The sequence below is a fragment of the Pectobacterium sp. CFBP8739 genome (assembly GCF_013449375.1).
Taxonomy (GTDB): Bacteria; Pseudomonadota; Gammaproteobacteria; order Enterobacterales; family Enterobacteriaceae; genus Pectobacterium.
In genome coordinates, this window is the sequence record NZ_JACDRR010000007.1 from 339,756 (window position 1) to 365,997 (window position 26,242).

The following is a 26,242-nucleotide window of genomic DNA, read 5'->3' on the forward strand; positions in this document are numbered from 1 at the left end:
AACGTTATTCTGCGGCTTGCGACAGAATAGCGTCGAGCAGGCCGGGGAAACGCTGTTGCATATCACTGCGGCGCAGTCGGTTGATGTGCGTCGTGCCGATGTTGGTGGTATGCAGCAGGCCTGAGTCGCGCAACACGCGAAAATGGTGGGATACGCTGGATTTTGGCCGACCGCCGTCAAGTTCGCTACACGTTGCTTCTTCTTGTACGGATAAACAACGCACAATGGATAAGCGTACAGGATCGCTCAAGGCATACAGGACGCGCTCAAGGGTAAATTCTTCGGGTGTAGGGTGCTTAAAAGGTCTCATGAATGAATTATAGCGTTAGGGTTGTCTAAAATCCATTATTCGAATAATATCGAAATATCGAAGTAACCAGATAAGGTAGGAAATTATGTCCGCACTGTTTCAACCCTTCAAACTGAAAGACATCACGTTACGCAACCGCATTGCCGTTCCACCAATGTGTACCTATTCCGCGAATGATGGCCTGATCAACGACTGGCATCAGGTGCATTATGCCGCACTGGCGCGCGGTGGTGCTGGGTTGGTTATCGTGGAAGCGACGGCTGTTGCACCTGAAGGCCGCATCACACCGCACTGCACGGGTATCTGGAACGATGAGCAGGCGCAGGCGTTCGCCAAGGTCGCCAAATCCATTAAAGATGCAGGTGCCGTGCCGGGCATTCAGATTGCACACGCTGGACGTAAAGCCAGCGCCAACATTCCCTGGGAAGGCGACGACCATATCCCTGCTGGCGACTCACGCGGCTGGCAGACCATCGCCCCAACCGCGCAAGCTTTCGGCGCGAATCTGTCGAAGCAGCCGCAGGAAATGACGCTGGAAGATATCGCTCGCGTTCGTGACGACTTTGTTGCCGCGGCTCGCCGTGCGCTTGAAGCCGGGTTTGAATGGCTGGAACTGCACTTTGCTCACGGTTATCTGGCACAGAGTTTCTTCTCCGTTCATTCCAACAAGCGTAACGATCAATACGGCGGCAGTTTTGACAACCGTAGCCGTTTTCTACTGGAAACGTTGGCTGCCGTTCGCGACGTGTGGCCGCAGCACCTGCCGCTGACCGCCCGTTTCGGCGTGATTGAATTTGACGGACGTGATGAAGAAACCTTGCAGGAATCGATTGAGTTGACACGTCGCTTTAAAGCCGCTGGGCTGGATATGCTGAGTGTGAGTATCGGTTTTTCTACGCCGACGGCGAATGTTCCGTGGGCGCCAGCCTTTATGGGACCGATTGCACAGCAGGTACGCGAGCAGGCCGATCTGCCTGTCTCTTCTGCCTGGGGCTTCGGCACGCCGGAGCTGGCCGAGCAGGCGGTGGCATCGGGTCAGTTGGATCTGGTGATGGTAGGAAAAGCCCATTTGGCGAACCCGCACTGGAGCTATCAGGCTGCACGCGAACTGGGCATCGATCGCGCCTCGTGGACGCTGCCAGCACCTTACGCTCACTGGCTGGAACGTTATTAATCCCTGTCATTGCGGAGCACTCTCTCTGTGGCAGTGATATGTATTCTAATATAAGAAATCATCGGGTTTCGCGGCGATAAACAGAGCTATTTTTCTGTAGCTCTGATGCCACGCCTGACTGAGTGCGCCCAATCGTCGGCGCCCTAACACCCTGAATTTTTTAATGAATGATGCCGCTAACGCGGTCCCTTCGACGCTCATACCCGCCTTCCGAACCGTCAGCGACGCGCTCCCGATGTCTTAGATCTGAGTTGACGCCTTCATTTCTCTGAATCATTCCTAATCCGACAGACTGCTTTGTGCTTGTTTATCTACATACCCAATATCACACCCTAAAACTTTGGCAGTCTCTGCATCGAAAATAATTTTCTTGCGGGGGCAACTTGCCGAATTTATATGTACACAACGGTTGCCCAGTTAATATCTTCAAGCGGCGAGAATTGCTGAATGCTGACGAAGATGATTTTGGAAAAGTTGTGCATAATCTGCTGATACGGCAGCTTTTACGCTTTCCCTTTTTGCAAGTAATGCTTTCCATGCAGAAACACGCGGTAGTCCTTCAAAAATCGACTCAGACACTGAGGCATCGATGATTGAGAAGTAACGGAAAATCGGAGCGTATACCGCATCTACCATACTGAAGTTAGTACCCGAGAAATAAGGCCCCGAGCCCAACTCAGCTTCAATACGTTCAAGCTGGTTACGGAACGACGCACGTTTGTTGTCAGCCACAGCTTGATCTGTGGCATTTAAAAATTGCCATGCATTACCAAGTATCGCCGTAGCGAATTCGATCCATCCGCGCTGTTTAGCACGTATTAATGCATCGTCTGCGTACATTGAAGCACCGTCTTGCGTTTCATTAAGGTACTCGCAGATCACCATGCTCTCGAAAATAATGGCATCTTCACCGTTTGCTTGATGCACTTTCAGTACTGGCACCTTGCCAGTCGGTGACAGGGCTAGAAACCAATCAGGTTTCGCTGATAGGTCTACATTTATGCGTTCAAATGGCACATTTTTTTCGAGCAACACGATTGCTGAACGCTGTACAAAGGGACACAGAGGGTGGCTAATAAGTGTTAGGTCATGGTTAGGCATTTCAAACTCCAGATAAAATAAAAGCCCGCCGCCATAGCAAGGTGGCGAGCTTGAAGAACCATATCGCTTATTTAGATGGTTTAGATTGAAACGCCGCCGTCAATGATGATTTCTGAACCTACGGTCCAGGCGGACTCATCAGATGCGAAATAAAGCACCGCTTGCGCGACTTCTTGAGGCTTACCAAAACGACCTGCTGGGATGGTTGCAATGATATCTTTCATCACTTGATCATGGTATTCCACTGGAATCCCCGCCTTATCGTAAAGCGGTGTGTCAACTGGGCCCGGGCTCACTGCGTTGATACGAATTCCACGAGAAAGCAATTCGTTAGAAAGTGTTTTTGACATGTTCAGCAATGCCGCTTTGGTTGAGCCATAAACGGAAGAGTTCACGGGGCCGGTGTGAGCATTTACTGAGGTATTAAAAACCACGGATGCCGAGCTTGCGAACACGGGCAGCAGTGCCTGCATTAGGAAGTAAGGACCTTTAACGTTGATATCATAAATGCGGTCGAACGTCTCTTCTGTCCATACCTCGATTGGCATATACATTGATATACCCGCATTCAGGAAAGCGATATCCAGTTCACCAAAGTGTTCTTTAACCGTTTGAGCCAGAGCTTTCTGCGCATTCACATCAGCGGAATCAGCGCTCACGACTAACACATCATTACCCAGTTCTACTTTCGCCTTTGCGATAGAATCAGGGTTAACACCAGTAACAATTACGCGTGCACCTTCTGCAACAAACAGCTTCGCTGTTTCAAGACCAATACCACTTGTACCACCCGTAATCAGTGCGCGTTTACCTTGTAGTCTAGACATTTCAAATCTCCAAATAGTGTTATCAAGGAATCGGCGAATGACCGATTTGATAGCCACTATAAGTTCATGCGAAGATGGTGATAAGATTGTATTTTTCAATATGTTTCATGCTTTAAAAGCATAGATGGGTTTTAGGATGGACAGATTACTTTTGATGACATGCTTTGTCCGTACCGCTGAAACAGGCAGCTTTTCCGCAGCCGGTAGGGATTTAGGCTTAGGGCAACCGAACGTGAGTCGCCATGTTGCCACCCTCGAAGATCATTTGCAGACCAGATTACTTCACAGATCAACCCGCAAGCTTTCCCTAACTCCTGAAGGAGAACGTTATTATTTGGAAGCAAGGCGTATTCTGGAAGCCGTTGAAGAGTCAGAGTCTTCTTTCAGAGAAAATGTTACACCCACAGGGCTATTACGCGTTGCTTGCCCCACAGCATTAGCTCACACATTCTTAGTCCCGCACATCCCAGATTTTTTAGAACGCTACCCTGAGCTAACACTCGAGCTACAGATTAATGACCGCTATATCAATCTTGTTGATGAAGGGGCTGAACTGGCAATCCGCATTGGACACCTGGAGGACAGCGCTATGCGTGCCCGCAGACTTGGCATGTATGAGCGAGTCTGTGTTGCCAGTAACAAGTATTTAGCTAAACACGGAACCCCTACTACCCCAGAAGATTTAAAAAAACATGATTGTTTGATCTATACCTTGCTAACAACAGGAGCTACCTGGAGATTTCAGGATATCAATGTCCCTGTTTCTGGTCGGCTCAGGGTCAATTCACCGGAAGCTGTACAGAAGTTTGTTAATGCAGGGGTTGGGATCGCACAAGGCCCAGAATGGCTGTTCGAGGAGGGACTGGAAAATGGCAACTTACAGCTATTACTGACTGATTACACTGCACCGCCCGTTCCCATTCAAGCCGTTTATGTTGCTAATCGACTTTTACCAAAACGGGCGATTGTGTTCATGGATTTTGTTGCTGAAATTTTTGAAAAAAATCCCGCATTCAAAGTTTACAACGCAATGAAATGAGCCTGAGATAACGGACATATCTGAATCATTAGTAAAATCTAGTCAATCTTAGGCTGTATCCCTTAAGAGATGCCCGCCGTCGCGCTTTGCCATATCTCCGGAGTCAGGCCATGCAGAAGCCGAGGACGGCGGCCTCCTGGAACAGGTGCGGGCTGGCCACGACGGAGGAAGGATATGCTGGAAGTTTCGCGCGGAACTCGGGATCAGTGAAGGCGGCGCGGACCGCCTCGGTGGATTCCCACATGACATAGTTCAGGTAAGTCGGACTATCGCCGATCGCTCGATGTAGCTGCATGGAAATGAAGCCCGGTTGCTTCGTTATGACCTCGGCAGCCGCCCTGAAAGCGTCCAGGAGGCCCGCTTCGTCGGCGGGATCGACGACCGTGAAGAGGTTGATGAGTACGAGAGGCGCGGCCGCGATACCGAGTTGGCGGTCAAACGGAAATTTCTCGTCTAGAGGTTTGAATGGTTTTATGGTGGCTATAGTGGCACTCCTGTCTATTGTGAAATTGAACTGGGGTGATCGATGTTGTTTGCACTCAGCTCAGCATCGACTGCTGGGCGGAGATACCCGCCATCGCGCCTTGCCATATTGCCGTGGTGACCGAGGGGATGCCGGGGTTGGCAAGGTCACCGGCGGCGTAGATGCCTGGTATGCTGGTTTCGCGGCGCTCGTCGGTCTTGAGGACGATGCCTGTTGGCGTATTGACCGTGGCGAGGCCCAGTGCGTCATGAAGGCTTGCGGATGGTCTGGTACGCGGATGTGCGAATAGGATATCGACTGCGACATCGGGGCTGGTATCGATCTTGATGGTGGCACTATGGCTCCCGTGACGTGTGATTTCGGTGATCCGGCCATCAACGAGAGGTACATGGCGGGCCGCTAGATCTGCCCTTATGTCGGGAGTGATGTCGTGACCATTGCCGAAGACAGTCAACCTGTCGGTCCAGTCATGGAAGAGCCTGACCTGATTCATCGACTGCGGGCCAGACCAGACGAGGCCCCAATGCTGGTCAGCAACTTCGAAGCCGTCGCAATAGGGGCATGGGATGACGGACGTACCCTAGCCTTCAGCAAAGCCAGGAATATCAGGCATCTGGTCAGCGACGCCATAGCTCAGGATCAGGCGGCGCGCCCTCAGGCTTTCGTTATCGTCAGTGACGACGCAGAAATTGTCGATGGTGCCGGATACGCTCTCGGCCCGCGCATTGACCATTTTGATCGCAGGGTAGCGCGCGAGTTGCTGCCGCGCTGCGGCCAGGATGTCGGACGGTGGCTTGTCATCGTGGCCGAGCACACCGTGCGAGCGGCCAGCGAAGCGGTTGCGCGGCCGGCCTGTGTCGAGGACCGTGACCTTGCGACGGGCACGGCCAAGCTGCAGGGCGGCGGCGAGGCCGGCAAAGCTGCCGCCGATGATGATGACGTCATTCATGGTGATGAGCTCCGTGTTGTGGATGGAGGGCGATGGGCTGGACCTGGCGCACCTTGTATATTTACGAAACTACGTGGTATCTTAATTACTGAATTAGGATACTGTCAAGGACTGTATTTATCGTGACCAAAAATAACAACCAGACCCGGCGGGGCCGGCCCGTCAACGAGGCACTTAGCCAAACAATCGTCGACGCTGCGTCCGAACTCTTTGTGGAATTGGGCTTTCAAGCGACGACATTGGACAAAATCGCCCAGCGAGCGAAGATATCCAAGCTCAGCATCTATCGGCACTTCGAGAACAAGGAGGCGCTGTTCAGTGCGGCTATCGTGGCCGGCTGCCATCAGTTGTTTGCACCACAGGCCCTTCTTGAGGGCGTCGACGGTTCGGTTGAAGATCAACTGATGGCGGTGGGATCATTACTGCTTCGCACGCTGTTGAGATCAGACGTTAGTAGTGTCGAAGCCATGGTCATGGCCGACAAGACGAATCAAAAGTCGTTAAGCAAGCTCCATTACGAAGCCGGCCCCGCTCATGTCATCGCCCAAATCGAGGCCCTGTTGCGTCAGTTGCACGCGAAGGCGCTCCTGAACGTTCCCGATCCTCTCCAGTCCGCTCGCCTGTTTGCCGCGCTTTTCAAAGGCTCCGATCTTCTGATTATCGCGCGCTTCGATGAGGCCAGAGCAGAGGACGACAACGAAATCGAATCTTATTGTCGGTCGGCCGTCGCCATGTTCATCGCCGCGCACGGTGGCATCCAGGGTACGCTATCGCGGCTATGATCTTGCTCCGTATTCCCGCTCCCGTCCTCGTCGCAATGTAACGCCCAAGCGTGATGCTTGCGTTAGCCATCTGGACGCGTTAGAGCCAGCATGGCGATTACAATAATGAGAAAGGAAATATCGGGGATTTATAATGCAGGAAAGCAGCTTCCCGTTAATTCACAGAGAAGCATATTGAGATTTTCTGGCTGAGTTTACACGGGCTTTTCAGACTAAATGTCTGGAATGTCAGCTCTTGCTCATAACTGTCTGATGGGGGATAGGCAACTTCGTGCCAAAAGCCGACGTTTCCAAGATTTGCATTCATTAATCCGCGTAGAACAGATCTCATCGCATAGTCATGCAAACATGCCGTGATCATCAGGGAGGTTTTTTCGAGATACGGACAAGGAAAGGTGCTCTAAACAGATAGGAGGCCGCTGAAACGCGCTTAAGACCCCTGCGGGGGTGCGGCCAAGGGATGCTATGGTAAATCAATACGATTGCAAGCGACAAGAAAGCCGCCCTATCTGGCGGCTTTCTGTAACGGGAACTCTGATTAGTAATTACAAATCAACTTTTTTTACGACCTCGTATACTGCTGCATTGTTGATGTTACGGTTTTGAAACTCAACTACCAACTCGCCCTCTGCAGCTTTATCCCAGAGTTCGTTAGCAGTGGTGCGGAACCGACGACCCAAAGATTTTCTAGTTGAGGGGCTCAGTTTGCTCCATGATTCATTTAAGGCTTTAAAATATAACTCATTTGCTTTGAAGCTTTTGTTTTCTTTACGGTTCTTTATCGCAAAGGAAATCATCTGATGAATTACTTCATTGATTTCATCATCGCTTAAAGTTTTGGTTTTTTTACTATTAACAGCATCACTAAGAAGCGATGAAACAATGTCCTCGAAGTCCATGTCTTCGTCGTTTTCATTAGCATGGTTAAGAATCTCACGCACCACTGAATCTTCAACATCTATAAGAATCTTCATGTTTACCCCTTGTTTTTCATTGTGTCACCTTGTTAATCCGAAATATATTTGAAATCCTTACCTATGTAAACATGTTTTTTGTTGTTTTTAGTTCTTTTTGGTTGTTTTTCGGGGCTGTCCAAGTTGCTGGGTCATTCGGTGAGGGGGCGTGCTCATTTCTCAGACTTGGGATGAAAGTCCCTGTCTAGCTTGATGGTGAAAAACGACTAATGGGGCGATAGGGATGTTATGTCTAATGTGGCATAACATCCCTATCGCCATGATTTTAACGTCCGCTATTCGCTCACAGCGGCCCATCACTCGATTCATAACGCTTTCAAATAATTCGTCACGGGCCACAGTCTTTCATACTGGCAATCCACCTCAGATCCGAAGCGAGATACCACACCGACAGATTGCTCAGCGCTTATGATTGGTCTACTAAGCAAATGTCGACGACGACGTTCAAAAATGCCGCTCCTGCCACCTGTGGCCGACCATATCGTCGCTCACAGGTGGCACGCGCCAATTTCTTAGCATTTCAGCTGTCCGCCGGATGCAATACCGATTCAGGGTGTTAACGTATCAGGATCAACGAACAGATTACGGTTTTACCCTTTATCACGGGACTGAAGCCATTCCTCATGGATCTTCTGTACTCTGGACCACAATGTTTTGAGTGATTCACCGGGAACATTGTCAAAAGTCAGGCCAAACTCTTCCCTCAGCACGTCTAGCCATTCCGGTAGAGACGCGGAGGTATGCGTGGTCACGACGTTGCCGTCAGTTTTGGTAAGAACACAGCCTCGCATTACCGTTTTACCGTTAGGCTGTCGAAGTTGCGCAGTGACAACTTTGGCATAACCAGACTCTGGCGAAAACACATTAAAGTGATGGCGGTCTGATAAATTCCCCATATCAGTAGGCTTATCAGCCATACTTACACCTGCAATCCAGCAAGATGGATCGGCAGTGAGATGCCAGTCACCCACACCATCCTCGGCAACGGCCTCCATTCCAAACTTCATTAATCCCTGGTGGACGGTTGCATTTATAAGAGGCATTTGTTCATGCAGCGCGTCGCCGAGGCCGATATCAACCCACCATCGGCCATGGGGATTGCTTTCGCACGGCATCCCCTCAGCGATAATGGCGACATGATTTTCCAGCTTAATCCGTTCAGGGCCTTCAACCCCATGGACGTTTGCAGGATTGAGACTCACACGATAACCAAGCTGAGTGAGTAATGTGTATAAGCCGCCATTCAACTGAAAACAGTAACCGCCTCGCCGTGTGGTCGCTGCTCTTCTGAAACTTTCAAGTGGATCAATCCCCCATCCCTCTTTGAGGTGGATCCAGAAGGTTTCGTAGGGTATCCGTTCAACATGAGCTCGATGAATTGAGGTCAGTGCCTGCAGGGACGGTGTCTCGGCATCAAGGCCAAGGCGATTCAGGTAAGCTGCTACTAATTGATTCATTCTAGATAAATTTCCTGTTCAGACAAAAAGTGATTGCGAGTCAGCTGGTTAGGATAAACCGTCAGTTCCAGGAGAAGCTGCGCCAGCGCCTGCCATGCTTGCAGGATTTATTGTGCAAAGCCTTCCGGACTTGTGCTTGGGCGAGATGTTGTGACTCTTCATTCAATTTCGCGTCACTATCAACGCAACGGGTATAAAAATCACAGCTTAAACCTTTTCACATTTGGTAATTAACTTGAAAAGATCCTGCGTGGGTTTTCAAAAGGATACTAACGCCATAAATAATGGCAACTTATTGTTTTTTTATTGTTATTTAATAACGGAAAATCCGTTATTTACTGAAAGTGGCTATATTCTAACTTCCTGTTATGGCTTGGTGTAGGGCCTAAAATGGGAATAGTGTTTTCATATTTGAGAGGGGAGGGTCTTTCCCGCACGAGCTTCGCTTCTTCACTTTTTGAAAAATGTTTTCAGGCTGACGCTTGACTAGGTAGAACGATCGTTCTACCATTAATTCATGAACAAAAAGCCGAACGATACCCGAGAAAAAATTCTTGCGACCGCCGAGCAACTTATCTATCAGAACGGCATTCATGCCACAGGCATGGACCTTCTGGTCAAGACCTCTGGCGTAGCAAGGAAAAGTATTTATCGCTATTTCGCGACCAAGGATGACGTGGCAGCCGCCGCGCTGAATGCACGTGATGAACGCTGGATGCACTGGTTCAGAACTGAATGTGATAAAGGCATTACCCCTGAGGAGCGCATCCTGAATATGTTCACTGTACTCAAAGGCTGGTTTGAGTCAGAGGGCTTTCGTGGTTGTGCCTTTATTAACACGGCTGGAGAAGTGGGTGACCCTGCCGATCCCGTTCGCCAGATCGCAAAGCTTCATAAACAAAAATTGCTGGATTACACGCTGGAACTCACCGGGCAATTAAACATCGAGCAACCGTCAGCCTTGGCCAAACAGTTGCTGATTCTGATGGAGGGCGCTATCACCATGTCACACGTGATGGGCGATGACAGCGCGGCCGATAGCGCAAGAGAAGTGGCGCAACTGTTGTTGAAGCAGGCCTCTCACTAAGGCCTGAGTTTCAAAAAATCCCGTTCTATTGATATATCCAAATTTTGGAGGCTCTACTATGTCCGATAAACAGATTCGCCCGCCACTTCCTCCTTTCACTCGCGAAACGGCGATTGAGAAGGTGCGACTCGCTGAAGATGGCTGGAACAGCCGGGATGCCGAAAAGGTATCGCTGGCCTACACGCTGGACACCAAATGGCGTAATCGCGCCGAGTTTGCAACCAATCGTGAAGAAGCCAAAGGTTTCCTCATGCGGAAGTGGAAAAAAGAACTTGAGTATCGTCTGATTAAAGAGCTGTGGGCGTTTACTGACAACCGCATCGCCGTGCGGTACGCCTATGAATGGCATGATGATTCGGGTAACTGGTTCCGCTCTTATGGCAATGAAAACTGGGAATTTGAAGCAGATGGCCTGATGCACCGCCGTTTCGCCTGCATCAACGACATGCCGATTAAAGAGAGTGAACGCAAGTTTCACTGGCCACTGGGTCGCCGTCCGGATGATCATCCAGGTCTGTCGGAGTTGGGTCTTTAACTTTCTCAATGTTGTTCCGATAAGCCCCCGACGACTGTCTCAGCCGGGGGCTTTTTCTCAACTTAAAAATGACGGCCTCTATTTATCGCACTATTGATGCCATTCGGATGAGGTTATTTTCGCTACGCTTTTGACCGGCAATAATATGATTCCAGTTTGTCGAGGAACGCGAATAAAACCCTATTCATTTCACTGTAGTCATGAGCCCGTAGTTCTTCTGGGGTGTTGATGAAACGATATTTTTCGGCCTGACTTAATTCCTTATCTGAGTGTGCAATTAATAATTCGACGACATCCGGCGTGAGTTCCATGTGGCATTGAAACCCGTAAACCAGTTCGGAATAAGCAATTATTTGGCGTGGGCATCCTTCGCTGTAGGCGATAATTTTAGCCTCAGGCGTCAGGCCCGGCATATCGTTATGCCAGTGACCTACGTTGAGCTGACTTCCGAAGTGAGAGAACATCTCGCTTTGGGGGCCAGTATCCGTCAGAAAAATGGGGAACACGCCTATCTCTTTTTCCGGGCTGTGAGCAAACGGGGCACCCAGCGCTTCGCCAATCAGTTGAGAGCCCAGACAGACACCAATGATGGCTTTACCGAAACTCACTGCAGAGGCAATCAGCGCTTGCTCAGCTTTTGAATCGAAATGGGCGCATTGATCTACGGTGAAGGCAGGATCCTGTGGACCGCCCATCACGATCAACAAATCGATGTCCCGCGCATCTTGCGGCAGTTTCTCGCCCGCATAAACACGGGAAAACGTTATTTCATGACCACGACTCATGGCCCAGGTTTCATAAGCGCCGGGCGCTTCGAAACTTTCATGCACAATAAAATGTACTCGCATTGGCGTATGCTCCTGTGCAGGCGCGCCTGTTTAACCGGACAACGAGGCGGGTCAGCCTTACCCCGGAAGGTTTGCAGTATCTCGGTGAGTGCAGGGAAATTCTCTCATTAATCGAACATGCGGAATCCGGCCTGAAGGATTCCGTCAGGCGACCACAGGGGCGTCTGCGAGTTGATATGCCGGGTGGGATTGCTCATTTCATCGTTATGCCAAACCTGAAAGACTTTTACCGGCTTTATCCGGATATTTACCTGATGATTGGAGTGAGCGATCGACAGGTCAATCTCGTTCAGGAGGGCGTGGACTGCGTAATCAGAACGGGGGAGCTGAATAACTCTACGCTTGTGGCCCGTCCGCTTGGCCGTTTTCGGTGGATCACTTGCGCCTCACCGGACTATCTCAGGGAGTATGGTATTCCTGAGAGACCTGAAGCGTTGTCACAGCATCGGGCCATTCACTACTTTTCCGGTTCTGCCAGGCGCGCGGATGAACTGCATTTCCTGCGTGGTACTGAGACGTTGTCCGTGCCAGTAAAGGGAAATGCCGCCGTTAATGAAACGGGACTCTATATTAAAATGTGTCTTGACGGTTTTGGGCTGGCACAGCTTGCTGAAAGCATCGTATTTGAGAATCTTCAGGAAGGGAGACTTGTTGAGGTTATGGCTGACTGGCAGCCGCCATCAGTTCCGGTCACATTACTTTACCCACATCAGCGTTTTCTTTCTCCGGCCGTTCGCGCGTTTGCAGACTGGGTTGCCACTATTCTATGAAGCACTCGTGCCAGCGCTATGAATGTCTTCTCCTCGCAAAGCGGAACGTACCTCGTTCGAAATGACTGTGTTGTGCCAGATATAGTCATTCGAACCCTGAGGGTTACACTTTTAAGTGATTCAGGGTATGCGCTTACTGGTTACGAATATTGTGCCAGAATCATGTGATCTGATGATTGCCGCTTTGCTTTCGAGCCAGTAAGTGCTCCACGTTCGCTAACGAATACTCAGGGCATGCAGATAAACTGCTGACTATATTTCTTTCGAAGGGCGTGGAATGCATACCAATCCCCGGTTAAAAGGAGTTGGTGATGACTGCTATACATCAGTTTGCTGCTCATGTTGGTCTGGATTGGGCGGATAAAAAGCACGATGTCTGCGTTCAGTTTAAAAACGGTGAGCGCACATTCCATGTGATTAACCATACGCCGGAAGCGCTTGATACCTGGCTCAATGAGTTGCACCAGAAGGTCAAAGGCAGGATCGCTATCGCCCTTGAACTGAAGAAAGGCCCGGTAGTATATGCTCTCCAGAAGTACCCCTTTATTACTGTCTTTCCTGTACACGCGTTATCATTGGCCCGCTATAGGCAGACCTTCTGGCCAAGTGGTGCGAAGGATGATCCTCAGGATGCCGAGTTGGCGTTAGATCTGATGCTACGCTATCCCCAAAAGATTAAAGCCATCGAACCCGACAATGCTGATATCCGTTTACTTCTACAACTAGTCGAGCAGCGTAGGCTGCTGGTAGAAGACAAACGCCGCTTCGTTAATCGGCTCATTAACACGCTTAAGCAGTATTATCCTCAACCCCTAGAATGGTTCTCGCATCGGGACAGTTCATTGTTCTGTGAGCTCATAATCCGCTGGCCAAGCCTGCAACAGCTCAAACGTGCCCGGAGTGATACCGTCCGTCATTTTATGAACGCAAGAGGTGGTCCCGCTGTTGCGTATACAGAACAGCGGGTTACAAGCATTGCCAACGCGATTCCCCTGACCACTGATAAAAGTGTCATCGAGGCGAACGCGCTAATGGCAATAGCTCTTGCATCACAAATCAAACTTGTAGGTGAACTTATCAGAACCTACGACGAACGAATCGAATCGTTATTCGATACACTTCCGGATGCAGAGCTGTTCAAATCACTACCGGGCATGGGGCCGTGTATGGGCCCACGTATGCTTGCCGCACTGGGTGATAACCGCGACCGCTTCAACAGCGCTGAGGAAATTCAAAACTACGCAGGTATTGCTCCGGTGACTGAACGAAGTGGCCAGAAATCTTGGGTTCACTGGCGATGGCAGTGTGCCAAGTTCGTCAGGCAAACCTTTGTCGAATGGGCTGCCAAAACGGTTAACTCATCATACTGGGCCAAGCTGTATTATCAGGGGATGCGAGAAAAAGGAAAATCTCATCAATCAGCGATCCGGGCTCTGGCATTCAAATGGATAAGGATTATTTACCGCTGCTGGAAGACCAGAACCCGTTATGACGAAGCGAAATATTTGCTGGCACTGGAAGCGCGAAAATCGCCCTTACTAATGCCGTAGAAAGCTTGTCGAATGTCTCAGGGCGTGAAGCGGACGTGGATACTTTATTAATATGCACTGCTCAGAAAAATTCCTGTTATCCAGCAAATTCAATCCTTACGTGCATCCTGACTGAGAAGACGTGTGCGGCAAACATCCAGAATCTCATCTGCCAGAGCGGAATCATCCGGGCAGGCACGGGACAGCACCAAGGCACCGACAAGATGCGCGATGGTGTCTATCAGATCAGCGCGCGTGCTATTTTCAGTTCCTAAAACTGCCAGTTGGTGTTCAACTCCGGCCGCAAATGTCTCCTTGATTGACGCAGATTGACGTGCTGCATCAGTACCCAGAGCAGACATCACACATCCTTTTCCCATGTCATCACGATGTTGCCGGGAGAGATAGTATTCAATAAATTTTTCTCGGTCCACACCCGCTGTGCTTTCTGCGGAGCGCGTAAAACCGCAGCTCATTGCCTCCGCCATCAGATCAGCCTTGGAACCAAAATGCTTGTAGAACCCCCCGTGAGTTAAGCCTGCCGCTGACATCAGTTCCGCGACGCCCACACCATCGTAACCTCGCTCACGAAAAAGTTCTGAGGCCGTTTCAACAATGCGCATTCGGTTTTCCCGAACCTGCTCTTTCGACACTTTCATACTTTCCTGTCCCTCTCAAAAATAGGGTTTAAGTATACATTGATGATAACCATAATCAAACTACTTGACTTTATAGATTACGATCATCATCATTATATTAACACCACGACCAACCACTTAGCAGGCGAATACACATGACGAACCAAACATTATTTCAACCCTATAAACTCGGCTCTATAACACTAGCCAACCATATCGTGATGGCACCCCTGACGCGTAACCGTGCCGGAGCAGGTCTGGTTCCTGGAGAGCTGGCAGCAACCTACTACGCCCAGCGTGCCACCGCTGGATTGCTGATTACCGAAGCCACCCAGATCTCAGCTCAGGCGCAGGGCTATCAGGATACGCCGGGGATCTATACACAAGCTCAAATCGATGGCTGGCGCAAAGTGACTGATGCAGTGCACGCCAAAGGTGGGCGCATATTTGTTCAACTTTGGCACGTAGGACGAATTTCGCATGTCGATTTGCAACCTGGTGGCGCTGCGCCGGTCGCCCCGTCAGCCATTCGCGCCGAGACTAAGACCTTTGTGAACAATGGATTTGCTGACGTATCCGGGCCTCGCGCGCTTGAGTTGCAGGAAATACAGGGGATTATCGACGACTTCAGAAAGGCTTCTGCCAATGCCATTACCGCCGGGTTTGATGGCGTAGAGATCCATGGCGCGAATGGTTATCTGCTGGAACAGTTTCTTAAAGACGGTGCCAATCAGCGTACCGATGAGTACGGCGGCTCTGTCGAGAACCGCGCACGTCTGCTGTTAGAAGTCACGGCAGCCGTTAAAGAGGAGATCGGTGCTGATCGCACGGGTGTGCGCATTTCACCGGTTTCCCCTGTTAATGCGATTTCATGCAGTGATCCGCAGCCACAATATGACTACGTCGCGGATCAACTCAATGCATTAGGTATAGTGTATCTCCACGTTGTTGAAGGCGCGACGGGCGGCTCGCGTGATGCATCTCCGTTCGATTATGACTCCCTGCGCCGGCATTTTAAAAACACCTACATCGGCAACAACGGCTATGATCTGGCGCTGGCTTCCGCTCAACTTGCGGAAGGTAAAGCCGATCTGTTCGCGTTCGGTCGCTCGTTCATTTCTAACCCGGATCTGGTCGAAAGGCTGAAGACGGGAGCGCCTCTGGCCTCACTCAATCCTGAAACACTTTATGGTGGTGGTGCAGCGGGATATACCGATTACCCATCGTTTACTGAGACCAGCAAGTAAAGTTGCCGGTGTCACGGTTCTACCTGTATCGCACATTGCGAATTCTGTTTACACATTAATAAAGAAGATCAACTTATGACTAAAGCTTCAGTTCTCATTACAGGCGCATCCACGGGTATTGGTGCTGTTTACGCTGAGCGGTTCGCCCGCCGGGGCCACGACCTTGTTCTGGTCGCGCGCGACAAAGCGAAATTAGAGATACTGGCCGCGCGTCTGCGACAGGAAAATGCTATTTCTGTCGACGTTCTGCCTGCCGACCTCACGCAAACGAGTGATTTAGCAGTGGTCGAAGCTCGCCTGCGTGAAGACACACGGATTGGCATTCTCATCAATAACGCGGGTATCGCGCAGTCCGGCAGTTTTACCGAGCAGACGCCTGAATCGATAGAAAGCCTTATCGCGCTTAACGTCACCGCCCTGACAAGGCTGGCGAGTGCTGTGGCACCACGACTGGTCAAAGCCGGAGAAGGCTCGATCGTCAATATCAGTTCCGTTGTCGGCCTCGCGCCGGAATTTGCTATGACGGTTTACGGCGCAACCAAAGCCTTTGTGCTTTTCTTGTCTCAGGGAATGAATGTAGAGCTGTCATCCAAGGGCATTTATATCCAAGCGGTGCTCCCTGCCGGTACTTATACGGAAATCTGGGACCGTGCGGGTATCGACATCAGTAACTCGCCAAAATTCATGGAAGTGGGCGAGTTAGTGGATGCCGCACTGGTGGGCTTTGATCGTCGTGAACTGGTCACCATCCCGCCATTACATAATGCTGAACGCTGGGACACCCTCGACGCTTCACGCCAGGCTTTGCTTTCAGACATCAAACAAGATGAAGCTGCAGAACGATATAAAGCGCTGTAGTCAATAAGGTGCACTCTGCAGAGCGGTCTTTTGGCTGTTCTGCAGAGAAGTGAACCCGACACAAAACCCCTTACAGCGTGTCGTCTCATCAGCGATGAGAAACGTCAAACAAATCATGAAGGCCTTATTCAGCATGACAAAAAAACGTGTAGCACTGGTTACCGGCGCATCCTCAGGTATCGGCGAAGCGTCAGCTAATAAACTGTTAGCTGCGGGATATACTGTGTATGGCACCAGCAGGCGTGGCTCCCTGGCGGGAACGCATCCGTTTCCATTACTTACGCTTGATGTGACGGACGACGCTTCTGTCGGGGCAGTCATTGCGGAACTGCTGCGCCTGGAGGGGCAGATCGATATTCTGGTGAACAATGCGGGCTTCGGGGTCGCTCCGGCGGCGGCGGAAGAAAGTTCTGTCGAACAGGCCATGAGTATTTTCGACACAAACTTTTTGGGCATAGTCAGGTTAACGCGGGCGGTTGTCCCTCAGATGCGCCGTCAGGGCAGTGGGCGCATCATTAACATTGGCTCGATACTCGGGGTCGTTCCGTTGCCGTATGTGGCACTTTATGCTGCCAGTAAGCATGCGGTTGAAGGATACACAGGAGCACTGGACCATGAGCTGCGCACGCAAGGTATCCGGGTTTCTGTGATTGAGCCTGCCTACATAAAAACCCAGTTTGAAGCCAATAATATAGAGCCGGATGCCAAGCTTGAAGAGTATGACCTTATCCGGGCGAAGCTGGCGAAAGTAGTGAGCAAGGCTATGGCTGAAGCGGAAAGTCCGGAAGTTGTGGCAGATGTGGTGGTTAAAGCTGCTCAGGCTTTACAACCAAAGGTGCGTTACACAGCGGGAACGCTGGCCGGTAAATTGAATTTTCTTCTCAGATTCGCGCCAGCAAAAATCCTGGATAAGGTTGTGCGAAATAGCCTTCAGCTTGATGCGAAAGAATAAAAATGAAATTTTCGCGACTGGCTATTCTGGCATCTGTGTTGTTTTTCATTCTTGCAACGGTATGGATGTTTTTCCCGGAAAAACTCCTCACCCTGTGGGGAATTGAAATCACGCCAGGTACTGATGTGCTCGGCCGACGTTCTGCCGCATTCTTTGCTGGAACAAGCTTAATGTGTTTTTTAGCGAGGAATGCTGAACCTTCCCCTACCCGATATGCTCTGGCCGCTGGTATTAGCACGATATCTTTCGTGTTAGCCGTGTCTGGCATCGTCGAATGGTGCGAAGGACATGTTAACGAGCAAATTCTTTTTGCCGTGTTTATCGAGCTGTTACTGGGAACAGCTTTTTCACTCAGCAACATGGGCACCCGGAAAATCGACAGGATAAACAACAAATGAAGACTAAGACGATGAAAGCGTTTACGTTTAAACGCTATGGTAAATCCCCTAAGCTGGGATTCGATGATCTGGATTATCCTTCCCCTAGGGCTGATGAAATCCTGGTGAAGGTATGCGCGGTTGGACTGAACCCGATTGACAACATGATCCCAACCGGAATGTTTAAGCCGGTATTGCATTTTAAGCTCCCCGCAACACTGGGTAGCGACTTGTCCGGGATTGTCATTGCAACAGGGAGCCGAGTGACGCGTTTCAAGCCCGGTGACGAAATTTTCGCCAGCATTTTCGATAGGGAAATAGGATCTCTTGCCGAATTTGCCGTTTTTCCTGAAAGTCTCGCGGCTATTAAGCCTGCAAATCTGGATTTTGTGCAGGCAGCTTCACTCCCGATGGTGAGCCTCACCTCCTGGCAGGCGCTCACAGAGAGAGCGAATCTGCAGCCTGGACAGAAGGTTTTCATCCCGGCAGGTTCCGGGGGAATTGGGAGCTTTGCGATCCAACTGGCGAAGCACCTTGGCGCAAAGGTGGGAACGACAACAAGTTCAGTGAATGTCGAGTGGGCAAATCGTCTTGGCGCAGATGAAGTGGTTGACTATAAAAAGCAGGAATTTGAAAACGTGCTGAGTGGCTACGATATTGTTCTGGGCACTGTCAGAGGGGATGCGATTGAAAAGTCCACTCAAATTCTTAAGCCTGGCGGAAAGATTATTTCTCTCATCGGGCCGTTAGACGCCGCGTTCGCACAGGCCCGAAGATTGAACTTCTTACTGCGTTTTGTGTTCGGGCTGATGAGCCGCAAGATTATACGTCTTACGAAAAAACGGGGACTGAACTATTCATTTCTCTTTGTCCGTCCTGATGGCAATCAACTCACCCAAATCGGCAAACTCATAGAAGCTGAACAAATCAAGCCAGTGATCGACAAGGTGTTCCCCTTTACAGAGGCGAAAGAGGCTCTTGCCTACCTTGCCCAAGGGCATGCGAAAGGAAAAGTGATTGTTAAGATGCAGGAGTAATAACAACTGAAGTTTAAATCTGTGAAAGAGGATAATCACCAAGAACAATCTCCGCAAGTTTGACCATATATCACAGCTATTAAGTAGCTAGATTGATGGCCATAAATGTCCGCTTATCGCCCAAAGCAGACAATCCCCAGCGGGATCTTAAATCCGGGGTGAGTCGCTGAACAATACCAATACCGCTGAACGACCTATAACCCCAGCGACTCAATCTCCCCGAGCAGACGTCGGGGCTTATCGTTATCCCATTGAGTGAGTATTGGAAAGCAACTGCCTCCATATAACCTCACTCAATGCGATGCCACTTTCGAAAGGATATGAATCACCCGCATACCCGTGCAGAATCATCGATTACTGCGCGTTTTTCCTGTGTGGGATATCAGCGTTCATACTCCCATTTCGGAATCACGCAGCCTTTAGGGCCGGGAGCGGTCTGTTTTCCGTTCTCATCGAAACGGGTTTCACAGCCAGTGGTCAGTCTGCCGTCTTTCCAGATTCCGCTGCTTTTGAGTTTGCCATCGGGGTAATAACAGGCGCTTTCACCCTGGCGTAACGCACCCTGATAATCTTTGTACTCTTTGCCATCGACCACCAACGGTTTAAAACCCTGCGCGCGACTAATGCATTGCATCTGGCCGTTAGGGTAATAGCTGATTTGGGTGTAGCTGTCATCGGTGCCGATACGTGTTTCATCCTGACGCTGACCGTTCGCATACCAGGTATTATTGGTTTGCTGGCGATTGAACAGATAATCTGCCTCGGTGAGCGGCGTGCCGTCAGGATTGAAGGTTTGCTGTTTACCGCAGTAGCCGCGACCGCTCATCGACAGAGGGCAGTAATTGCGCTCGGTAATTTTGACGCCAGTGGCGGTAAATTCTTGCATCAGTCCGACTTCATAACCGTGGTCATAGGTCGATACGGACTTCGGTTTTCCGTCAGGGAAATTATAGATATACAGGCCGTCGAGTTCGCCATTGCGGTAGCCGCGATCGGCGCGCAGAGTGGTGCCATCGTCATAATATTCGATTTCACGGCCCTCCAGTTTGCCCATGACATAGTCAGCCTGATAAACCATTTTTCCGGCAGCGTTGAACTTCTGGTACAAACCGTGAGGAAGATTATCTTTATAATGAATGATTTGTGTCAGACGGCCTTTCTCATCACTCCAGCGCAGTTCTCCCTGCTTTATGCCCGCAATCAGTTCGACCTGCTGGATCTCGCCGTCAGCCGTCTTGAGTTTCCATATACCGTTAGCCACGCCTTTCACAAACGGGCCCTCGCCGTTTTCGGTGATCCACATGCCTTCAGGCTGGTCATCAACATAATCGCCTTTCGAGCGCAGCACGCCCGCCAGACGGCGTTCGCTGGGGCCATGACGCTGGCCATTGAGGTAAGTATCGAAGCCACTTAGTTCTGGTGTATTGCCATCCATGCCGTCGGCGATCTCCCAGCGGCCTTCACGTTCATCGTTTTTCATCAATCCCGTTGCCGTTTCTTGCCCATCGCTGATGGTCCACTGGCCCTGCTGTTGTCCCGCGACATAGCTACCTGAACTGGCGAAGTTCTCGCTGACTGTGGTCCATTTTCCGTCAGGAACGCCATGTAGGAAAAAACCTTTTACTAAGCCATATTGCGGCGAGTAATAGACATAAGGCCCATTCTCGCTGCCGCTGAATTTAGCCGGGTCAGCTTGCCAACTGATGGCTGTCGCGCGAAATCCGGGTGTTGCGCTGTCTTCCACACGACGGAAGGTTACGGTAAGAAATAAACCGTCTTTTTCCGCGAAGGTTTTTTTATAGGCGTAGACGTTGTCTGCTGGCTGCTTCGCAGCATGAGAAGGTGTGCCATCGTCAAGATACCAGCCGACAACATCGCCCTGAGTAAAGTCGATGCTATCGAAATCGTGATTATCGAACTTAGGGTACTGCGCGCTGTAGTCATAAGGTGGAAGCTTGGCGAGGGCGCGTTTTATCGACGTTGCATTGAGATCCTTATTTTCGCGAACCAGCTTGTCCAGAACCGGCTGTAAACTCAGTACCGGAATATAGCTGCCGTCGTCGATGTAACGCCAACCGCGCAGGGCGAACTTGCCGTGGCTTTTACTCAACACCAGCGTGATTTGACCCGCCTGGTCCACGTCGGCATAAAACACGGATTCGATGGTGGAATCGGGGAAGGTACCGAGCAGGTGGGGAAGGTGATCGACACTGTGATCCTCTTCGCTACAGAAGCAGTAATAGCCTTTGACCACCTGGTTTTCCTGAATGAAAACCAGAAGGGCGCTGCTGTCGCGTGCGCCTGAAATGATCGGATGCGCCAGCGTTTTACCCGCGTAAAAAGGGGGTGGGGTGTCGTCTGGGGCAGCGATAGCCGTGCTGACCCCTATGACTATATTCAGTAGTAGGATGCCAAACAGTAACTTTACGGCTTTCATTCCCTGACCTGCTCTTTTGAAAAAGTGGCGCTTAGGCTACATGAAATGTTTCTGACGGTTAATATTTCGTTGAATCAATTCGTTGTTGAACGTAGCGCCTCAATCACTGCCCGTACAAATACGCCTCATACCAGCGGCTGAGCTGTTCGGTAACCGGGCGGTGTTCGGGGTTAAACGGGCGACCATCCAGCGCTTTTACCGGGGTGATGCCCGCCAGCGTGCCGGTGACGAAGGCTTCGTCGGCAGTGAGTGCTTCTGCCAGCGTAAAATCCTGAGCCTTGACCTTCAGCCCGTTGGCCTCTGCAAGGTTGATAATGGTCTGGCGGGTGATGCCGTTGAAGCAGTAGCGGCCCGACGACGTCCACAGTTCACCGCGGCGGACGATAAAAAAGTTGGTGGAGTTACAGCTGGCGACAAAACCGTGTGGATCCAACATCAGTGCCTCATCGGCACCGGCCTGCAACGCCTGTAGCAGCGCCTGAATAAGATTGAGCCGACTGTGTGAGTTCAGCCGCAGATCGAAGACGTCTGGCGTACTGGTGCGGTAGGTGGAGGTAAACAGCGTCAGCCCGCGTTTTTTCGCCGCCGTATCGACGACCTTATACTCTGCCACGCACACGACCGTTGCGCCGCCGATAATAAAGCGGGGATCCTGATTCGGCGTATGCTTTTTCCCTCGGGTAATCATCAGGCGAATATGCGCGCCATCGGTCATGCCGTTGATGGCGAGCGTGTTATGGAGAATAGCGGTTAGCGCTTCCTGGCTATGGCCGATATCCAGTTGGATCGCGGCGGCACCGTCGAACAGGCGATCCAGATGGGCATCCAGCGCAATCAGGCGACCGTTAACCAGACGCAAGCCTTCCCATACGCCGTCGCCGCACACGTAGCCGGAATCAAAGATCGACACCACCGCTTTATCGCGATGAACAAATTCCCCATTCACATACACCTGTACGTCGTTATTACGTGGATCCTGCAAATAGGCCTGACTGCTCTGGCTGGATAAGGTGGGTTGCATCGTGCGGTTCCTGAATGATGAGTTAAAACGCTCGCTCGGCAAAACGAGCAAGGAAGGCTTGGGTACGGGGTTGCTGCGGATTTTTGAGCACCTGCTCGGCGCTGCCCATTTCGTGGATCACGCCATTTTCGATAAAGATAACGCGGTCGGCGAAGTGATAGGCGAATCCCAGTTCATGGGTGACCAGCAGCAGGGTACGGCCTTCCTCCGCGAGCGCGTGGATGGTGTGTAGCACTTCACCCACCAGTTCTGGATCCAGTGACGATGTCGGTTCATCGAACAGCATGATCTCTGGTGACATCGCCAGCGCACGGGCAATTGCCACCCGCTGCTGCTGACCGCCGGACAGGCTGCCGGGGCGCGCGTCTTGTTTGTTGCCCAGCCCGACCTTTTCCAACTGTGCTTTGGCGATGATATCCGCGTCATGCCGTGGCATTTTCTTCACCGACAGCAGCGCTTCACGCACATTCTCCAGCACGGTCATATGGGGAAACAGGTTGAATTGCTGAAACACCATGCCTACGCGTTCCCGCACGGCGCACAGCTGCTTTTCCGGGTAGTCGCGCTGGCCTTGCGCATTGGTTTTTCCCAACACCACACCATCCAGTTCGATGGTGCCGGCGCTGGGGATCTCCATAAAATTCAGGCAGCGCAGCAGGGTGCTTTTTCCCGATCCGCTGCCGCCGATGATGGCAATTTTTTCGCCGCGGCGTACATCGAGATCGATCCCTTTCAATACCTCAACGGCACCGAAGCGTTTCTGGAGTCCGCGAATGCGCAGGACGATATCGTCATTCAGAGCTTCATTTCCACTCAACGTACCGTTTTCATTCAAAGTACGATTGTTATTCAAACTAATAGCTTCACGCATAGCAATCCTGTGGTGCTGTCAGACTAGGGGGTTGAACGGAAACGACGTTCAAGTCGTGCGGCAAGGTAGCTCCCCGGCCAGATCAAAATGAAATAGAGCAGGGCGACCACCGTCAGGATTTCCAGCGGACGATAATGGGTACTGCTCAGCAGCCGTCCCTGATACATCAGCTCGTTGACGGCCAGTATCGAGGCCAGCGAGGTTACCTTGGCCAGTTCGATCATCCGGTTGGTGAGGGCGGGCAGCATGTTGCGTAATACCTGCGGCAGAACCACGCGCCGCAGGATCACCGTCTGCCGCATGCCCAGCGCTTTTGCGCCTTCCCACTGTCCGAGGTCGATGGATTGCAGGCCAGCGCGGAAAATTTCCGTACAGTACGCGGCGCTATACAGCGTCAAAGCCAGCGCGGCGGCGGCAAAGGTACTGAACTGCACACCGACCAGAACCGGGAAAGCGTAATAAAACCAGATCAGTTGGATCAGGACAGGCGTATTACGGAAGATTTCGACAAAGACTCTGGCGGGCAGCGACAGCCAGCGTTTGCCAAATACGCGAAACAGACCGAGAACCAGCCCCAGCGCGTTGCCCAGCACACCGGCCAGCAGCCAGAGTTCGAGCGTGACGCCAAGGCCTTTCAGCAGCACGGGAAGGTTGTGCCAGACCAGCGAGAAATCCCATTGATAGTGCATGATGTTCCTTACGCGAGCCGGCGATCTGCCAGCGACAGCCGTTTCTCAATATGTTGACTGAACAGGCTAATCAGCAGCAGCAGGGTGAAATACATCACCGCCACCAGACTGTAGACTTCCAGCGGTCGGTAGGTCTGGCTGTTGATCTGCATCGCCTGATAAAGCAGCTCGCTGTAGGCCAGTGATGACGCCAGCGACGTGGATTTGATGAGTTCAAACGAGCGCTCAATAAACGGCGGGATCATCCGGCGTAACGCCTGAGGAAGAATGACCCGACGCAGTGCCGTTGATTTCGACATGCCCAGCGCTTTTGCACCTTCCCATTGCCCCGCGTGAATCGAGGAAATCGCACCACGATAAACTTCGGCGTAAAAGGCACCGGACTGTGCGGACAGCGCGATCACGGCGGCGGTGAAAGGCGAAAACGTTAACGGCGTAATGACGGGCAGGGCGTAGTAAATCCAGAAAAAATGCACCAACGCGGGTGTATTACGATAAAAGCCAATCAACATCGCGGCGGGCAGGCGCAAGAGCCGCCGGGGCGACATTTTCATGGCGGCGAGCACCATGCCAGCCACCATCCCGATCAGGATGCTGGTGGCACAGATCTTTATCGTTCCCCATAGCCCCTCCAGCAGCAGCTGGTGATAGGGCCAGATGGCGGAAAAATCCCACTGATACGACATAAAATAGCGCCCCTGGAAAATGCATAATTAGGAAATACGTTTCTTATTTTGTTAGAACCGATGCATCTTAGCAGGTCGAAAAAATGATAAATAAATAATAAAACGTGGTGCTAATATTCCTTTTATTTATAAAAGAATGGCGGAATGCCGATGCCTCACGCTGCTGAACTCCCTCTGACGTTACGCCTCGCGACCTTTGCCCACCGATTGACGATTCAGGACATTCCCGCTGCGTTAAGACGAAAAATCGTGCTGCATTTTATCGACAGTCTGGGTTGCGGCATTGCCGGTGCGAGTAGCCAGGTGGTGCGGGACTGCGCGCGTGTCACCCGCCTGCACTACGCGGCAGGCAACAACTTAGTATTGGATGGCGGCGCACCGCTGGCGGCCATTGGCGCGGCGTTTTTGAATGCGGCGGCGATTAATGCGCTGGATTACGATGATGGCTATGAGGTTGCCGGACGCGGTATGGGACACCCCGGTGCCACGCTGGTTGCTGCTGCGCTGGCGGCACTCGGATCGCGCCCGATTGACGGTAAAACGCTGATCTGTACGCTGGCCGCCGCGTATGAAATTAATGGTCGGATCATTCAGTCTCAGCAGCCGAGTCAGGCACGTTTTCAGCAGGTTTACGGTGTGTGTCAGCACGAATCCGTTGGGGCGGCAGTGGCCTACGGATTACTCACAGGATGTGATGCCGCAGAATTAGAGAACGCTATCGGTCTGGCGGCGTCGCTGACGCCGTTGCCCAGCTTGCACAAATACAACTGGCAGCAGCGTCCGCTGGTGTCTTTCAAGGATTACAACGCCCCCGCGGCGGAGTCGGGCGTCCGTGCGGTTGAGCTACATCGCGGCGGGATTATCGGCCCAAGAGATGTGCTGTCCGGTGAGCAGGGATTCTGGCGCATGATGGGATCTGACCGCTTTGATGAAGCGGCATTGCTGGATGGATTAGGAGAGACGTGGGCAATCCAGCACGCCAGCTTCAAAGCGTATCCGGCCTGTCGCTGGATACATACTGCGTTGGAATCCTTCGAACGCGTACAGCACGAGCTGACGCTGTCACCGCAGGCTATTGACCTGATTCGGGTCAAAGGAAGCCAGAGGCTGGCCGCTGATTTTATGGATGCACGGCCGCAAAATGCGACGGATGCGCAGTTCAGCCTGCCGTTTGCGCTGGCGTGTCTGGCCTATCGTATTCCGCGCCATCGCTGGAGTGCGGATGACACCTTAACCAACCCAGAACTTCTGGCGTTGGCTGATAAGGTTCACGTTGAGGTTTCTCCCGAGCTTGACCAACTGATGGCGCAGGCGCGTCGGCCGGTGTTGCAGGTTGATGTCGTCACGTGGGGAACGGTGGTGAGCGGTGAGCGTATTGCGTTTCCGCTGGGATGCGCAGAACACCCGCTGGCGGAAAGCCGCATCATGGCGAAATTTGCGGAGAATCTCTCATCCCGATTTGCCCCAACAACGGTTGCGGAGGCAACGGCGGCGTTATCCGAACTGGAACAATGTCAGGATGTCGCCGCGCTGCTGACCCCGCTAATGCAGATGTCCTGACTC

At 51.5% G+C, this 26,242-nt stretch carries 27 protein-coding genes and 1 pseudogene; 13 read left to right on the forward strand and 15 right to left on the reverse strand.

Translation table 11 applies throughout. The features are described from left to right. Positions 1-4 precede the first annotated feature (4 nt). The gene (locus tag H0247_RS07515; RefSeq protein ID WP_180741978.1) at positions 5-310 is read right to left on the reverse strand and encodes a helix-turn-helix transcriptional regulator; all 306 of its coding nucleotides are present in this window, start codon (positions 308-310) and stop codon (positions 5-7) included. Between the two features lie 85 nt (positions 311-395). Between H0247_RS07515 and H0247_RS07520 the strand changes: the two genes are divergently transcribed. Beyond that, entirely contained in the window at positions 396-1,484 is a 1,089-nt protein-coding gene (locus tag H0247_RS07520) for an NADH:flavin oxidoreductase/NADH oxidase (protein ID WP_180741979.1), read from the forward strand. A 426-nt stretch (positions 1,485-1,910) separates the two neighbouring features. Here H0247_RS07520 and H0247_RS07525 read toward each other — a convergent pair whose 3' ends face one another. Then, positions 1,911-2,585, reverse strand: coding sequence for a glutathione S-transferase family protein (locus H0247_RS07525; RefSeq protein WP_180741980.1), 675 nt, complete (start codon positions 2,583-2,585; stop codon positions 1,911-1,913). Between the two features lie 80 nt (positions 2,586-2,665). Next, a complete protein-coding gene (locus H0247_RS07530; RefSeq protein ID WP_180741981.1) occupies positions 2,666-3,412 on the reverse strand; it encodes an SDR family oxidoreductase in 747 nt (248 codons plus the stop codon). 136 nt (positions 3,413-3,548) lie between these two features. Here H0247_RS07530 and H0247_RS07535 point away from each other — a divergent pair, with 136 nt between their 5' ends. Further along, positions 3,549-4,451 (forward strand): LysR family transcriptional regulator, encoded by a 903-nt coding sequence (locus H0247_RS07535; protein ID WP_180741982.1) that lies wholly within the window; start codon positions 3,549-3,551, stop codon positions 4,449-4,451. A 103-nt stretch (positions 4,452-4,554) separates the two neighbouring features. Here the strand turns inward: H0247_RS07535 and H0247_RS07540 are convergent, their stop codons facing one another. From H0247_RS07540 to H0247_RS19800, 3 genes are all read right to left on the reverse strand, one after another. Then, positions 4,555-4,953: an antibiotic biosynthesis monooxygenase gene (locus tag H0247_RS07540; protein WP_370463315.1), complete on the reverse strand. Its 399-nt coding sequence runs from the start codon at positions 4,951-4,953 to the stop codon at positions 4,555-4,557. A gap of 37 nt (positions 4,954-4,990) precedes the next feature. Beyond that, positions 4,991-5,428: an NAD(P)/FAD-dependent oxidoreductase gene (locus H0247_RS19795; protein WP_255433893.1), complete on the reverse strand. Its 438-nt coding sequence runs from the start codon at positions 5,426-5,428 to the stop codon at positions 4,991-4,993. 87 nt (positions 5,429-5,515) lie between these two features. Then, positions 5,516-5,884, reverse strand: a complete 369-nt coding sequence (locus H0247_RS19800; RefSeq protein WP_255433894.1) for an NAD(P)/FAD-dependent oxidoreductase — start codon at positions 5,882-5,884, stop codon at positions 5,516-5,518. 122 nt (positions 5,885-6,006) lie between these two features. On the opposite strand from H0247_RS19800, the gene H0247_RS07550 reads away from it, so the two are divergent. Next, positions 6,007-6,666, forward strand: coding sequence for a TetR/AcrR family transcriptional regulator (locus H0247_RS07550; RefSeq protein WP_180741983.1), 660 nt, complete (start codon positions 6,007-6,009; stop codon positions 6,664-6,666). Positions 6,667-7,211: 545 nt separating this feature from the next. Here H0247_RS07550 and H0247_RS07555 read toward each other — a convergent pair. Then, on the reverse strand, positions 7,212-7,640 hold the full coding sequence (locus H0247_RS07555) for a hypothetical protein (protein ID WP_180741984.1): 429 nt from the start codon (positions 7,638-7,640) through the stop codon (positions 7,212-7,214). Between the two features lie 590 nt (positions 7,641-8,230). Further along, positions 8,231-9,097, reverse strand: a complete 867-nt coding sequence (locus H0247_RS07560) for an arylamine N-acetyltransferase (RefSeq protein ID WP_180741985.1) — start codon at positions 9,095-9,097, stop codon at positions 8,231-8,233. A gap of 517 nt (positions 9,098-9,614) precedes the next feature. On the opposite strand from H0247_RS07560, the gene H0247_RS07565 reads away from it, so the two are divergent. Together H0247_RS07565 and H0247_RS07570 are read left to right on the forward strand one after the other, a co-directional pair. Then, positions 9,615-10,184, forward strand: a complete 570-nt coding sequence (locus tag H0247_RS07565; RefSeq protein ID WP_180741986.1) for a TetR/AcrR family transcriptional regulator — start codon at positions 9,615-9,617, stop codon at positions 10,182-10,184. Between the two features lie 58 nt (positions 10,185-10,242). Continuing rightward, positions 10,243-10,719, forward strand: a complete 477-nt coding sequence (locus H0247_RS07570) for a nuclear transport factor 2 family protein (RefSeq protein WP_180741987.1) — start codon at positions 10,243-10,245, stop codon at positions 10,717-10,719. 122 nt (positions 10,720-10,841) lie between these two features. On the opposite strand, the gene H0247_RS07575 is transcribed toward H0247_RS07570, so the two are convergent. Then, the gene (locus tag H0247_RS07575; RefSeq protein WP_180741988.1) at positions 10,842-11,567 is read right to left on the reverse strand and encodes a type 1 glutamine amidotransferase; all 726 of its coding nucleotides are present in this window, start codon (positions 11,565-11,567) and stop codon (positions 10,842-10,844) included. A gap of 14 nt (positions 11,568-11,581) precedes the next feature. Between H0247_RS07575 and H0247_RS07580 the strand changes: the two are divergent. Both H0247_RS07580 and H0247_RS07585 read left to right on the forward strand, forming a co-directional pair. Next, positions 11,582-12,337, forward strand: a pseudogene (locus H0247_RS07580) (LysR substrate-binding domain-containing protein); the annotation flags it as partial. Positions 12,338-12,648: 311 nt separating this feature from the next. Then, entirely contained in the window at positions 12,649-13,887 is a 1,239-nt protein-coding gene (locus H0247_RS07585; RefSeq protein ID WP_180741990.1) for an IS110 family transposase, read from the forward strand. 89 nt (positions 13,888-13,976) lie between these two features. On the opposite strand, the gene H0247_RS07590 is transcribed toward H0247_RS07585, so the two are convergent. After that, the gene (locus tag H0247_RS07590) at positions 13,977-14,525 is read right to left on the reverse strand and encodes a TetR/AcrR family transcriptional regulator (RefSeq protein ID WP_180741991.1); all 549 of its coding nucleotides are present in this window, start codon (positions 14,523-14,525) and stop codon (positions 13,977-13,979) included. 134 nt (positions 14,526-14,659) lie between these two features. Between H0247_RS07590 and H0247_RS07595 the strand changes: the two genes are divergently transcribed. From H0247_RS07595 to H0247_RS07615, 5 genes are all read left to right on the forward strand, one after another. Beyond that, entirely contained in the window at positions 14,660-15,751 is a 1,092-nt protein-coding gene (locus tag H0247_RS07595; protein ID WP_180741992.1) for an alkene reductase, read from the forward strand. A 75-nt stretch (positions 15,752-15,826) separates the two neighbouring features. Continuing rightward, complete coding sequence (locus H0247_RS07600) at positions 15,827-16,609, forward strand: SDR family oxidoreductase (RefSeq protein ID WP_180741993.1); 783 nt, start codon at positions 15,827-15,829, stop codon at positions 16,607-16,609. Between the two features lie 133 nt (positions 16,610-16,742). Beyond that, positions 16,743-17,561: an oxidoreductase gene (locus H0247_RS07605; protein WP_180741994.1), complete on the forward strand. Its 819-nt coding sequence runs from the start codon at positions 16,743-16,745 to the stop codon at positions 17,559-17,561. A 2-nt stretch (positions 17,562-17,563) separates the two neighbouring features. Further along, complete coding sequence (locus H0247_RS07610) at positions 17,564-17,959, forward strand: hypothetical protein (protein ID WP_180741995.1); 396 nt, start codon at positions 17,564-17,566, stop codon at positions 17,957-17,959. After that, entirely contained in the window at positions 17,956-18,975 is a 1,020-nt protein-coding gene (locus tag H0247_RS07615) for an NADP-dependent oxidoreductase (protein WP_180741996.1), read from the forward strand. Before H0247_RS07610 ends, H0247_RS07615 begins: the two co-directional genes overlap by 4 nt. A gap of 382 nt (positions 18,976-19,357) precedes the next feature. On the opposite strand, the gene H0247_RS07620 is transcribed toward H0247_RS07615, so the two are convergent. The 5 genes from H0247_RS07620 to H0247_RS07640 all read right to left on the reverse strand — a co-directional run bounded on the left by H0247_RS07620 (position 19,358) and on the right by H0247_RS07640 (position 24,679). Beyond that, the gene (locus H0247_RS07620; RefSeq protein WP_180741997.1) at positions 19,358-21,412 is read right to left on the reverse strand and encodes a toxin-antitoxin system YwqK family antitoxin; all 2,055 of its coding nucleotides are present in this window, start codon (positions 21,410-21,412) and stop codon (positions 19,358-19,360) included. A 103-nt stretch (positions 21,413-21,515) separates the two neighbouring features. Then, positions 21,516-22,433, reverse strand: coding sequence for an aminotransferase class IV (locus H0247_RS07625; protein WP_180741998.1), 918 nt, complete (start codon positions 22,431-22,433; stop codon positions 21,516-21,518). 22 nt (positions 22,434-22,455) lie between these two features. Beyond that, complete coding sequence (locus H0247_RS07630) at positions 22,456-23,304, reverse strand: amino acid ABC transporter ATP-binding protein (protein WP_255433895.1); 849 nt, start codon at positions 23,302-23,304, stop codon at positions 22,456-22,458. A gap of 23 nt (positions 23,305-23,327) precedes the next feature. Then, entirely contained in the window at positions 23,328-23,993 is a 666-nt protein-coding gene (locus H0247_RS07635) for an amino acid ABC transporter permease (RefSeq protein WP_180741999.1), read from the reverse strand. Positions 23,994-24,001: 8 nt separating this feature from the next. After that, entirely contained in the window at positions 24,002-24,679 is a 678-nt protein-coding gene (locus H0247_RS07640) for an amino acid ABC transporter permease (protein ID WP_180742000.1), read from the reverse strand. A gap of 150 nt (positions 24,680-24,829) precedes the next feature. Here H0247_RS07640 and H0247_RS07645 point away from each other — a divergent pair, with 150 nt between their 5' ends. Then, entirely contained in the window at positions 24,830-26,239 is a 1,410-nt protein-coding gene (locus tag H0247_RS07645) for an MmgE/PrpD family protein (RefSeq protein ID WP_180742001.1), read from the forward strand. Positions 26,240-26,242 lie beyond the last annotated feature (3 nt).